Annotated in this window: 11 protein-coding genes; 5 read left to right on the top strand and 6 right to left on the bottom strand. The window is 66.2% G+C overall.

Translation table 11 applies throughout. The annotated features are described in order from the left end of the window. Nucleotides 1–656: 656 nt before the first annotated feature. Nucleotides 657–1469 (bottom strand): alpha/beta fold hydrolase, encoded by an 813-nt coding sequence (locus O9280_RS13915; RefSeq protein ID WP_298343984.1) that lies wholly within the window; start codon nt 1467–1469, stop codon nt 657–659. Between the two features lie 527 nt (nt 1470–1996). On the opposite strand from O9280_RS13915, the gene O9280_RS13910 reads away from it, so the two are divergent. Beyond that, the gene (locus O9280_RS13910; protein WP_298343982.1) at nt 1997–2425 is read left to right on the top strand and encodes a hypothetical protein; all 429 of its coding nucleotides are present in this window, start codon (nt 1997–1999) and stop codon (nt 2423–2425) included. Nucleotides 2426–2453: 28 nt separating this feature from the next. Here O9280_RS13910 and O9280_RS13905 read toward each other — a convergent pair whose 3' ends face one another. From O9280_RS13905 to O9280_RS13890, 4 genes are all read right to left on the bottom strand, one after another. Continuing rightward, nucleotides 2454–2732 carry a hypothetical protein gene (locus O9280_RS13905; protein ID WP_298343979.1) on the bottom strand — a complete coding sequence of 93 codons (279 nt, stop codon included), beginning with the start codon at nt 2730–2732 and terminating at the stop codon, nt 2454–2456. A gap of 737 nt (nt 2733–3469) precedes the next feature. Beyond that, the gene (locus O9280_RS13900) at nt 3470–3769 is read right to left on the bottom strand and encodes a hypothetical protein (protein WP_298343975.1); all 300 of its coding nucleotides are present in this window, start codon (nt 3767–3769) and stop codon (nt 3470–3472) included. A 787-nt stretch (nt 3770–4556) separates the two neighbouring features. Continuing rightward, a complete protein-coding gene (locus O9280_RS13895; RefSeq protein WP_298343972.1) occupies nt 4557–4808 on the bottom strand; it encodes a hypothetical protein in 252 nt (83 codons plus the stop codon). A 65-nt stretch (nt 4809–4873) separates the two neighbouring features. Then, nucleotides 4874–5143, bottom strand: coding sequence for a hypothetical protein (locus O9280_RS13890; protein ID WP_298343970.1), 270 nt, complete (start codon nt 5141–5143; stop codon nt 4874–4876). 221 nt (nt 5144–5364) lie between these two features. On the opposite strand from O9280_RS13890, the gene O9280_RS13885 reads away from it, so the two are divergent. The 4 genes from O9280_RS13885 to hemE all read left to right on the top strand — a co-directional run bounded on the left by O9280_RS13885 (nt 5365) and on the right by hemE (nt 8726). Next, nucleotides 5365–6387: an integron integrase gene (locus tag O9280_RS13885; protein ID WP_298343967.1), complete on the top strand. Its 1023-nt coding sequence runs from the start codon at nt 5365–5367 to the stop codon at nt 6385–6387. Between the two features lie 75 nt (nt 6388–6462). Further along, nucleotides 6463–7281: a transporter substrate-binding domain-containing protein gene (locus tag O9280_RS13880; protein ID WP_298343965.1), complete on the top strand. Its 819-nt coding sequence runs from the start codon at nt 6463–6465 to the stop codon at nt 7279–7281. Nucleotides 7282–7339: 58 nt separating this feature from the next. Continuing rightward, nucleotides 7340–7594 carry a WGR domain-containing protein gene (locus O9280_RS13875; RefSeq protein WP_297867457.1) on the top strand — a complete coding sequence of 85 codons (255 nt, stop codon included), beginning with the start codon at nt 7340–7342 and terminating at the stop codon, nt 7592–7594. Nucleotides 7595–7664: 70 nt separating this feature from the next. Beyond that, entirely contained in the window at nt 7665–8726 is a 1062-nt protein-coding gene (hemE, locus tag O9280_RS13870; protein ID WP_298344001.1) for a uroporphyrinogen decarboxylase, read from the top strand. Nucleotides 8727–8744: 18 nt separating this feature from the next. On the opposite strand, the gene O9280_RS13865 is transcribed toward hemE, so the two are convergent. Next, nucleotides 8745–12380 carry a hybrid sensor histidine kinase/response regulator gene (locus O9280_RS13865; RefSeq protein ID WP_298343962.1) on the bottom strand — a complete coding sequence of 1212 codons (3636 nt, stop codon included), beginning with the start codon at nt 12378–12380 and terminating at the stop codon, nt 8745–8747. Nucleotides 12381–12450 lie beyond the last annotated feature (70 nt).

Genomic DNA, 12450 nt, shown 5'->3' with positions numbered 1-12450 from the left:
CCTAACGTCTGAGCTAAGCGGCAGCATCAATCGCGAAGCGATTGATCTGTCCGCTTGAGCGAATAGTTAGGCCAAGACGCTACAGCCTGACCTACGGAGCGACAAGCCCTGCCCCGATCTGGCCGAGATCAACCTCGCCGGATGCCGGGCTGATGCATGCGAGAAGGTTCGTGCCTGCGCCCGCGAGGAACTCCACCGAGGAACAGCGCGGCGCTTGGCGGCTGCCAGAGCGCCGCCCGCCTCAGCGGTCGGTCGCGTGATGTTGAACAGCGCAGGCGGGATGGAGCCGAACTCGCGGCCCAAAGGGCCTAACGCTGGAGCTAAGCGGCCACATCAATCGCGAAGCGATTGATTGGTCCGCTTGAGCGAGTAGTTAGGCGCAATTTGCCCGGAGCGAGGACTTGAAGCAACCCGGATGGTGGAGGCTCTTGGTTGGTGCCCGCGCCCGCCCGGCACTGCTCCCGACTACTCGATGCTGGTTCCTGAGTGCGACGCGAGGCTGACCGGCGCGGGCGAGCGGGAAGTCTGGCTGCGAGGAGTCTCGCACTTGCCGATACGAACCTCGCCTCAGACCACGTTAGAACCAAGCGCCTAACGCTGGAGCTAAGCGGCCACATCAATCGCGAAGCGATTGATTGGTCCGCTTGAGCGAGTTGTTAGGCATCGTTTTGCTGCGCTCGAAGAGGTGAGGACATGATCAGTCGAGAAAGCATTACAGGGTCGGACTCCAATGGGACCATGTGTGCACACCCTTCAAGGTAGATCGGCTCTACACCGTACGCAGATGCCGTCGCGTCAGTGGAGGCTCTTGAAACCATGAAATCATCAGCACCACCAATCACTGTAATCGGGCAACGCACAGCCCGTGGGTCAGGAAGGAGCGAATTCATTTCGTTCCCCGCACGCCAGGAATCCTCCTGTACTTGGGACATGAACTGCCTAACTGTTGTGGCCGGGGTCCGCAAATGAAAGAGAAGTGACCTAGTGACAAGCTCATCCACATACAGCTGTTTGAAACTTCGCCGCAGGAACGACATGAGGAACGTCCAAGGATGCTTGCGAGCCATGCGTATGCCGTCGCCCCTCATGCCAAAAACGGGCGACGAAGCGATCAATACTGCATATGCAAGGTCGGCCTTTGCTGCGAGCAACTGAGTGACCAAGCCACCCATAGAATGACCGACAACAATTCGAAGCGATGGCATCGCGTTGAGGGTGCTCAGCGCGTCTGCGACATAGTCTTCGATGCCCGCCTCCTGAAGTGATTCATGGCCATCACTCCCTCCATGACCTCGCAAGTCTAAGGCGGCACTTTCGACACCGGCATTGCCGAGCGCCTGCATCACAGGGAGCCATATTGCCGACGTCTCCGTACAGCCATGAATGAAAAGCACCCGAGGACACTCGCCGTACTTCGTCACCTCGAGCGTTGGATGTCCAAGCTTCTGGATGCGCGTTGTCGCGATCATGGATTCGACTTATCGATTGCTGCCAACGAGTTCATGCCTAACGATCGAGCTAAGCGGCAGCTCCAATCGCGAAGCGATTGGACTGTCCGCTTGAGCGAGTTGTTAGGCTGTCGCTCACGCCGGATGCTGCTTGGCCCGAACTGACAGCCCGCGAAATTGGTTGCTGCCTGCCAACTGACGATGCCAATGCCGGCAGACCATGCGGCGCGAAAGCGATGATGCAACAGGAACGCCGTGGAGCAACAGGCCGGCATTTCGCGCCGACTGGGCAGCCGCACCGCAGCGCGGACGCTTGCTCCCCGGAAAACCGGCTCGGAGCGAGGCGCTACAAGCCCTAATGAACATGCCTGTTTGCGACGCCTAACGCTGGAGCTAAGCGGCCACATCAATCGCGAAGCGATTGATTGGTCCGCTTGAGCGAAATGTTAGGCCTCAGTTTGCCTCACAGAGGCCTAAGGCTGGTGCTTGACACGCCACAGGTGCCGGCGTAGAACAGTGTCACACTGTGACATTGTGAGGATTGGCCGATGCCCACCCTGAGAGTAGACGACGAGGTATACGCGTGGTTGCAGAAGCAGGCTCGGCCATTTGAGGACACTCCGAACTCCGTGCTACGCAGGGTGGCCGGGCTCACCGGCCCCGATGCAGCGGTGACCCGAGCAACAGCCAAGGAAAGCAATCCAATGAAGCGGCCAGTACCGACAAGCAAACAGCTCTCCGGACGCAAGCTAAACGAGCTTTGGGGCGTAGGTGCGAAGCATGCGCTTTATCACCGGGAAGGCACTTGGTACAACAACTTGGAGCGCTTCCCTGGCGCATTGTTTGACCCGAGCGGATACGTACTCTTTGCGACCGAGCAGGCGTACAAGAGCGCGCGGCAACTGCGGATTGGGCAAGAGACGAACGTAACGAACGGAATCTCTTCGATGCCGGGCTATGTCCGGATCGTGGGCTGAGGCCTAACGCTGGAGCTAAGCGGCCACATCAATCGCGAAGCGATTGATTGGTCCGCTTGAGCGAAATGTTAGGCGCGCTTTCCGGCTCGGCATAGCCGACGGGTTTTTGCGCACCGTTTGCGAACAACTCGTTGAGTAGGAGGAAGGCACGCTTGCGTGCGCGCTCTACCAACTCCTCAGCCCGAGGCAAGTCTCCCTCTGACAGTGCTCGGCTGGCGAGGGTCCCGAGATGATTCACGTGGAGGCACGAATCTGCCCACCTTGTCAGGTCCTCGCGATTGATTTGCACGATGTCGTCAGGGTCCATGTCGTGACCTCTCAAAGCGCGCCTAACGATCGAGCTAAGCGGCCACATCAATCGCGAAGCGATTGATTGGTCCGCTTGAGCGAGTAGTTAGCCCCCATTTCAGGAGGCGATTGCGAGCAGCTGTTCATGACGGAGATCAGCTGCAGCCCATGCCGAAAAGCGCTCCTCGGCATTAGAACCCGGCCCCGCGGCAATTACAAAGTGGAACGTAGACGCCTGACCAGAAGGTACGTGCGGAATCCGGACCTCCAGTGCGCTTGGAAGAAACAACGTTGGGTAGTCGTCCTCTCGAAAGCCGCAATGGGGAAGACGGCCCGATAGAACATCGAAGTCTTCTGTTCCGATTAGTAGAACCCAGTCCCCAACCTCCCAGTACTGAGCATCAACCCACTCACCATTGTCGGGCTCGCCTGGCGCAACAGCTGAATTGATCCAAGAGCACGAAAAGGATAGGCCCTCAAGATCTTGTGATGGCGAAAGCGATAGAAGCACACCAATTACGTCATACGCGCCCACGTCGATCCGACGTGGCACACCGTTGCATGAGACAACCCGGAGCGTAGCGCCATCAGAAACGAGGCGTCCGTCGCGGTCCCTCACGCTGCACTCGAGCGGACCAAGAGGTGTCTCAACAATCACGGTGGCGGTTGGGTGCATTGGGGGCTAACGCGTGAGTTAAGCGGCAGCTCCAATCGCGAAGCGATTGGACTGTCCGCTTGAACGAATAGTTAGGGCAATCACAAATCGCCCCTTCGCGGAATGCTGCCGTATATCGTCGCCCAGGTCTTTGCGCAAGCGATGAGGTTCTTTTGCTCGGAGAGAACAATGGACTCTGGAATGACGAAGTCCCTGCGAACCGATGCGAAGTCGATCGGCCCCTCCAAGTAACAGACGAAGCCCTCCTTCGTACTGCCCCAGCGCTGACGCCGGGAAAGCTTGTTGCCAGCCTTGAGCAATGCATCAACGATTGGCTCAAGGTGCGCGTAAATCGGCCCCTCTTGCTCATTAGATTGATCGGAAAGGACGAACTGCTTCATGGGCCCTAACGTCTGAGCTAAGCGGCAGCTCCAATCGCGAAGCGATTGGACTGTCCGCTTGAGCGAAATGTTAGGCCCACATTTATGGTTAGCCTACTCGGTGGCATCCGAGCATCCCGAAGCCGATGCAGAGAATGCCGTCATGACCCATGAGCCCTGTGCTCGACGATACCTATAGGCTCGATCAACACCTTCGATGCATTGATTAAACGAGAGCACAGCGCCGTCGGGAGCGACCACACCAGCATTGGGCTCCTCGCAACCAACGGCCCGGCACTCAGGAACCCAAGCAATGCTGCCGTGAGGCTGCTTCGAAGTGCCGGCACACCCAGCAAGCAACACAATCGCGAGAAGAATCTTTAACCGCATGGCACCCTCCAATGGGCCTAACGCTGGAACTAAGCGGCCACATCAATCGCGAAGCGATTGATTGGTCCGCTTGAGTGACTAGTTAGGCGCCTGCTCATCGCGAGACGCCTCCGAAGACTCCGAACGCCCGAGCAGGGCCGCGAAGCCGTTGCAGAGGAATCCGATGGTGATGAGGACGCAGCCGACGCCGAGGGCGATGCCAGAAACGCCCTCGCGAAGGACCGCCGAGAGCAATACAGCAGCAAGCCCGATAAGCATGAGGCGCTTGGCTTGATGCGCTGTCGGTAGAAATCCCTTCATTGCCTAGAACTTTCCTTCTTGAAGCGCCTAACGTCTGAGCTAAGCGGCAGCTCCAATCGCGAAGCGATTGGACTGTCCGCTTGAGCGAATAGTTAGGTGCAGCCTGCCAGAGCGAGGCCTAGTTGTCTTGCGATTCATCGCGCTCATCGCCGAACTTGATGCCCACAAATACCGCGCCGCAGACGACGAATGCAGCGAACGCACTCTTGGCAGCCACCACTCGAATTGATGTCGACCACGAGACGTCGCTTGCGCGCTGATGCGCGAACCCGAAGTTGAACAGCATCAGCGGAAAGGCCAGTAGAAAGGTGATGAGCAGAGTGGCTACTGTCTTCATGAGTCCTTGCGACACCGGTTCATCCTTGGGCACCTAACGCTAGAGCTAAGCGGCCAGATCAATCGCGAAGCGATTGATTGGTCCGCTTGAGCGAAATGTTAGGCCGCAGTGTGCACCAGTGGCCATGTATGAAGCACCCAGGCAAGGCAAAGTGCCATCGCAGCGCACACCACGGAAACAAAGCACGAGAACCAGATACCAGCACGACCGCCGTCTCGCCAAAGAACGAAGCGAAGGGGCTCGCCGAAGATGCCGAATGCGAGTGAGAACAGCGCGCCAAGGACGATGAGGGCAACGGCCGGAGGTGAGGCGCTTGGGAATGCCGCTGCCAATCCAATGAGGATGAGCGCGAACAGCACCGCGCCCATCCCCATTCGTCGTAGCTTTTTCGCGATTGGCGAGGAAGTCATGCCGCGGCCTAACTACTTGTGTACCCCAATGGGGGGTGTAGCAGAAGCCTGAAGGGCCACTGCGGCTCGGTCAACGGCCGAAATCCTACGCTGCATCAACACGATATCCGATGGTTGAGGGGGTGCGGACCCGCCACCCTTGTGCCCACAGCGACGGAATGCGCGGTGGGAATACCGGGATGAAAAAATCGGGTGGCGAGTCGGGGGTGCTAAAGGACCCTCGGGAAGTGGCGCTTAGTGCGGCGACGCCAAGGGAGGTGATCGACGCGGTTCGCCTCATGTTGAGGACGAAGCACTACAGCATTCGGACCGAGCATGCGTATCTGGGGTGGATTCGCCGGTATATCGCTGAGAACGGGCGAAGACACCCTAAAGAAATGGACGGGCGAGCGATGGGCGCATTCCTCACTCGGCTGGCGGTGGAGGGCCGGGTGTCGGCGAGCACGCAGTCGCAGGCGCTATCGGCCTTGCTCTTTTTGTACCGCGAGCTGCTGGGGATGTCGCCGGAGTGGTTGGACGACGTGGTGCGGGCGAAGCGCAGTTTGCGCGTGCCGGTGGTGCTCTCGCGCGGGGAGGTGGTGCGCCTGCTCTCGCGGATGCAGGGCCGCGAGTGGCTGATGGCCTCGCTGCTCTACGGCTCGGGCCTTCGCCTGATGGAGGTCATCCGTTTGCGGGTGAAGGATGTCGACTTCGAGCGCTGGGAGATCACGGTGCGCTCGGGCAAGGGCAACAAGGATCGACACACGATGCTGCCCTCGAAGTTGGCCGAGCCGCTGCGCCGGCAGATGGAGGACGCGCGGGTCGAGCATGCGCGCGATCTCGAGGCTGGCTTCGGCTCGGTGTGGTTGCCGAACGCCTTGGCGCGCAAGTACCCGAACGCCGGCGAGGACTGGGTGTGGCAGTACGTGTTCCCGGCGTCGCGGCGCTCGAAGGACCCGCGCACCGGCATCGAGCGTCGCCACCACCTCGACGAGAAGGTGCTGCAGGCGGCGGTGAAGCGCGCCCGCGTCGAGGCGGGCATCCCGAAGCCCGTGACCTGCCACACGCTGCGCCACAGTTTCGCCACCCACCTGCTGGAGTCCGGCGCCGACATCCGCACGGTGCAGGAGCTGCTCGGCCATCGCGACGTGAAGACCACCCAGATCTACACGCACGTGCTGAACCGGGGCGCCGGGGGGGTGCTCAGCCCCTTGGATCGCTGATTTTCCCGATGCCGCCCGGGCCGCGGCGCCGGGACACTTCGGACGCGAGTCAACGTCGACGACAAAGGCTGCGGCATGCCCTCCCCTGTCTGCTACTGCCAACCCCGCCCGCACCGGCCGGAGGCCGTGTCCTGTCTGGGCGGCGGTTGGCGGACCTTCGGCCTGATCCTGGCCCTGCTGCCGGGACTCGCCGGGGGCGCGGCCCCGTCCTCGCCGCCCCCTCCTGACGCGCCCGCCACGCTGCACGTCGCGGGGGCCGACGACTCCGCCGCATCGGACACGGCTGAAGCAATCCTGCAGCGGGCCTATGCACGGGCGGGGCTGGCGCTCCACGTGGAGCCCCTCCCGGCCCCGCGAGCCTCGCAGCGCCTGGACGCCGGACTGCTGGACGGCGAAGTGGCGCGCATCGGCCCCTACTTCGAGGCCCATCCGGCCCTCCTGCGGGTGGGGCCGCCGCTGATGCAGGTGTCCCTGGTGGCCTACGTCCGCGCGGACGCCGGCTTCACGGTGCGCGTCGTGGGCGACCTTCGTGGCCGCCGGGTGGGGATCGTGCGCGGGCTGCTGCAGTCCCAGCGGTTGGTGGCGGGCCTCGACCGCGTGACCGAAGTGACCAGCGGCACCCAGCTTTACCGGATGCTGGCCGCCGGCCGGCTGGACGTGGTGGTGGATGCCCCGCTGAACCAGCGCCGGCACACGGCCCAGCTCGGGCTTCGGAACGTCGTGGCGCAGGCCACGCTGTGCGAGCAACTCGCCTACCACGGCCTGCACCGACGCCATGCGGCGCTCGCACCGCGCCTGGCGGCGGCGCTCGAGGCCATGCAGGCCTCGGGGGAGCTGGCGGCGCTGGCGGCGGGTGTCGAGCCGGCGTCCGCACCGCTGCTGGCCACGCGCTGAGCGGCCGAGGCCCGTGCACGGGGCCGCGACGCCGCGGCTCCCTTACAATGCGCGCCCTATGCGCCTCTACCTGCAACAGCGCCCGACCGCCGGCGAAGCCCCGAAGTACGTCCAGCTCACGCTGGAGCAGGACCTTTTCGGCGGTTGGTTCCTTGTCCGCGAAAGCGGCACCACCGGCGCGCGCCCGACGGTAAAGCGCGAGCAGTACCTCGCCCGCGACACCGCGCTCGCCGCCTTCGAATCGGCCCGCGACGCGCAGCTGAAGCGCGGCTTCCAAGTGATGTTCGCGCAAGGCGCGGACGCGCCCCGTTGACCCCGCGGCGCCCACGCGCCGCCCTGCCGCCCGGAGGGCGACCGTGACCAACCCGCTGAAGAACGACCCGCTGCAGAACGACACGTTCCTGCGCGCCCTGCGCCGCGAACCCGTGCCGCACACGCCGGTATGGCTGATGCGCCAGGCCGGCCGCTACCTGCCGGAGTACCGCGCCACCCGCGCCAAGGCCGGCAGCTTCCTCGCCATGGCGAAGAACCCGGAGCTGGCCTGCGAAGTGACGCTGCAGCCGCTGGAGCGCTTCCCGCTCGACGCGGCCATCCTGTTCTCCGACATCCTCACCGTGCCGGATGCGATGGGCCTCGGCCTGTACTTCGCCGATGGCGAGGGCCCGAAGTTCGAGCGTACGGTGCGCTCGATGGCCGATGTCGAAGCCCTCGGCACGCCGGACATGGAAACCGAGCTGCGCTACGTGATGGACGCGGTGCGGGTGATCCGCCGCGAACTGCGCGGCCGCGTGCCGCTGATCGGCTTCTCCGGCAGCCCGTGGACGCTGGCCTGCTACATGGTGGAAGGCGGCGGTTCCGACAACTTCGCGCGCATCAAGGCGATGGCGCTGAACGAGCCGGCGACGCTGCACGCGCTGCTGCGCAAGGTGACCGATGCCGTCATCGCCTACCTCGACGCGCAGCGCCTCGCCGGCGCGCAGGCGATGCAGGTGTTCGACACCTGGGGCGGCGTGATGGCGCCGCACCTGTACCGCGAGTTCTCGCTGCCGTATCTGGTTGAAATCGCACAGAGGCTGCCGCGCGGTGAAGGCGACACGCATGCGCCGCTGATCCTGTTCGGCAAGGGCAATGGCCCGTATCTCGAAGCGTTGGCGGCCTCGGGCGCGGAAGCGCTGGGCGTGGACTGGACGGTCTCGCTCGGTGACGCGCGCCGTCGGACGGGCGGCAAGGTGGCGCTGCAGGGCAACCTCGACCCGGTGACGCTGTACGCCACGCCGGAAGGCATCGCTCGCGAAGCAGCGCGCGCGCTCGACGACTATTCGGCAGCGAACGGCGGCTCGCGCGATGGCCACGTGTTCAACCTCGGCCATGGCATGTCGCCCGACATGTCGCCGGAGCATGTCGCGGCCCTCGTGGCCGCGGTGCATTCGCACTCGCGGCGCTGAGGCGCCGGCCGCCCCGGCTCAGCCGGCCTCGTCGGGGCGGTCTTCGCTCCGTGGGCGCGCGCGCGCGCGCCGGTCGCCCTCGATGGCGGCTCCGCCGCGGCGCTTGCCCGCACCGATGCCATCCAGCGCTTCGGCCAGCATCGCGCCGGTGACCGGCTTGCGCAGGTAGCCGTCCATGCCGGCGGCGCGGGCGCGACGTTCGGAGACGGCGTCGGCGCGCGCGGTGACGGCGATCAGAGGCAGGGTCCAGCCGTTCTGGCGGATCAGCGTGGCCAGTTCGAAGCCGTCGACGGCCGGCAGGTCGAGATCGAGCAGGCCGACGTCGATGCGCTCGGTCTTCATCAGGGTGAGGGCGTTCAAGGCCTGCGTGGCGTGGTGCACGCGATGCCCCTGCGCGCCGAGCAGCCCGAGCATCACTTCGGCCACGACGGGATCGTCCTCCACGAGCAGCAGGTCGAGGCTGGGGCGCGCGGCCTCGGCGTCCCCGGTGGCCGGCCGTAAGGCACCGGGATCGACCGGCGCGAGCGCGGTGTCGGCGGCCAGCGGCAGGCGCACGCTGAAGCAGCTGCCCTCGCCTTTCGCGCTGCGCAGGGTGAGTTCGCCGCCCATGGCGCGGGCCAGTTCGCGGCTGATGGCGAGGCCGAGCCCGGTGCCGCCATAGCGGCGCTGCGTGGTCTCGCCCTCGGCCTGCTCGAATCGCTGGAACAGCCGGCGCTGCTGCGCCTCGTCGAGGCCGATGCCGGTGTCCTCCACGTCGAACTGCACGCCACCGCCCGGCAGCGGGCGCAGCGCCAGCGTGACGCGGCCGCGTTCGGTGAACTTGATAGCGTTGCCGCCGAGGTTGAGCAGGATCTGGCGCAACCGCGACTCGTCGCCACGGACGCGTGGCGGCAGGCCCGGCGCGAGCTGCACGGCGAAGTCGAGGCCCTTGGCCTGCGCGTTCGGGCGCAGCAGCTGGCCGACGTCGGTGGCCAGCGCCGCGAGGTCGAAGGCCTCGTCCTGCAGCAGCAGGCGGCCGGCTTCGATGCGGGCGAGATCGAGGGTGTCGTTCACCAGCCGCAGCAGGTGCTGGCCGGCGCGCATCACCGTTTCGGCGCGCTGGCGCTGCGGTTCCGGCAGCGGGTCCTTCAGCATCAGCTCGGTCATGCCGAGCACGCCGGTGAGCGGCGTGCGCAATTCGTGGCCGAGGTCGGCGAGGAAGGCCGTCTTCGCCTCCGAGGCCTGCTGCTCGACGCGACGGGCGTCCTGGAGCCCGCGCTCCGTGGCCTGGGCCTGCACGCGCCGCCGGTACAGCGCCGCCGCCGCGGCCAGCACCGCGAGGCCGACCAGCGCGTACAGCACCCACGCCCACCAGGCGCGCCACCACGGTGGCATCACTTCGACCGCAAGGGTGATCGGCTCGGACCAGCGGCCATCCGCCCCGGCCGCGATGATGTCGAGCGTGTAGCGGCCCGGCGACTGCCGCGGCAGCAGGCGTTCGCCGCTGGCGCCGACGTCCACCCAGTCGGGGTCGTAGCCGTTGAGGCGGAAGCGGTAGCGGTGCGCGGAGGGGTCGGCGAAGGACATCAGCCGCGCCACCACGCGGAGGTCGCGGTCGTCGGGCTGCAGGGTCACCACCGCGCCGGGCTGCACGGCGGCCACGGCATCGAGGTCGACGACGTCCTCGGCGCGGCGGACGCTGATCGACTCCAGCACCATCGTCGCCACCCGGGTGTCGGGCTCCACCTGCATCGGGTCGAAGACCACCGCGCCGCCGACGGTACCGGCCACCACCACGCCGTCGGCGAGCACGCGCGGCGGACGCAGGCCGAACTCGCTCTCGCCGAGGCCGTCGCCGGGGCCGAAGCGGCGGATGCCGCGCGTGGCCGGGTCGAAACGAATGAGGCCGCGGACGGTGAACAGCCACAGCCGGCCAGCCGCATCGCGCACGAGCCCCCCGGCTTCCGCACTCGGCAGGCCGTCGTTGCCGGAATCGACCTGGTCGACCTTCGTCCATGCGCCGGCCTCGCGACGCCAGCGCTGCAGCAGGCCGGGGCGATACACCCACAGGTCGCTGGCGTCGACGAAGGCGAGGGCCTGCACGGGCCCGCCCTCGGCGTCGATCTGCGGCTGGAAGCGCGCACCGTCCCAGCGCAGCACGCCCTTCGCGTTGGCCACCCACAGGGCACCGTCGGGGCCGAGGGTGACGGCTTCCATGTCGAAGGTGTCGAGCCCGTGGCCGCTGTCCGGCGCGACGGTGAGCGTGACGCGCCCTTCGGCATCGCGGCGCTGCAGGCCGCCGCCATAGCCGGCGACCCAGAGCCCGCCGTCCGGCAAAGGGACGAGGAAGTCGATGGCCCCGCGCGGCGGGGCGTCGGCATCGCGGGGCCCCCACCGTCGCCACGCGCCATCGGCGTCGCGGCGAGACAGGCGGCTGCCCGCGCCCACCCACAGCGCGCCGTCGGCCGCGTGGGCCAGCGAGTAGATCCGCACGTTGCCAAGCTCCTCGGGCGCGATGGCGTTGCGCTCGATGCGCTGGCGCGTGGGATCGAGGCGATCGAGGCGGCCTTCTTCACCGCCGAACAGCACGCTGCCGTCGGCGTCTTCGGCGAAGGCCGCGGCCTGGCGCATCGACAGCTGCACATTCGGATCGCTCCGGCGCGTCAGCGTGGCGAAGCTGCGCCAGTAGCCGGAGAGCCAGACGAGGCCGAATTCGGCATCGCCGAACCACAGCCCACCTTGGCGGTCGACGAGCATCTGCTGGTAGTCGCCCTCGACGGCTTCTGGTGCGAGGAAGCGGCGCACGCCTTCGCCATCGTCGTAGTACAGCCCGCGCACGGTGTAGAGCCAGTGCCCGCCACGGCCGTCGCGCTGCACGCCGTGCACATGGGTGCCGGCGAGTTCGGCATCCCACGGCGAGGGCGCGATGCGGCCGTCGGGGCTGCGCCGCCACAGCTTGCTGCGCGCGCCGATCCACAGCGAACCGTCGGCTTCGGCCTGCAGGCTGATGATGGCGACGCCGTCGAGGCCGGGCACGGACACCGGCTCGGCGCGGCCGTCCACCCACTGGGCCAGCCCGGTGGCGGTGCCGATGAACAGGCTGCCGTCCGTGGTCGTCGCGAGGCTGAGCACCAGCGCATCGGGCTCGGTGCCGGCGCCGGCGAGGACGGGGCCGTGCGCGCGCACACGCCCGTCCGGTTCGCGCTGGAACAGGCCGTCGCCGAAGCTGCCGAACCACAGCGAGCCTTCGGGCGTTTCGGCGATGGCCCAGACGTCGGCGGTGGCGAAAGCGGGCACCGCCTCGGAGAGCAGCGGGCTCACCTCGCGGCGCAGGGTGTCGATGACGCCCACGCCGTTCTTGCCGAAGCTCATCCAGACCCGGTCCTCGCGATCGATGTGCATCGTGTTGACGAGGTTGTCGGGCATGCCGCCGACGATGCCGGGGTTGTGGCGCCAGACCCGCATGGACAGGCCGTCGAAGCGCGCCACGCCGTCGTCGGTGGCGATCCACAGGTAGCCGGCGCGGTCCTGCGCGAGGGCGTTGATGCGGCTGGAGGGCAGGCCCTGTTCGATGCCGATGCGGCGGAACTGCGGGGTTTCCGGCACGCGCGCCATCGCGGCCTGCGCGACGGCAAGCCCCAGCATCCAACCGAACAGCCTCAGCATGCCGCGCATCGATCGCTTCCCTTTCGAACCGCCCTCGCGGCGGTGGCGGGCCATGCTCGCAACGCAGCATTGCGCCCGC

This window comes from Silanimonas sp. (genome assembly GCF_027531545.1).
Taxonomy (GTDB): domain Bacteria; phylum Pseudomonadota; class Gammaproteobacteria; order Xanthomonadales; family Xanthomonadaceae; genus Silanimonas.
The sequence above is the reverse complement of the archived record's forward strand: the minus strand, read 5'-3'. Positions and strand labels throughout refer to the sequence as shown.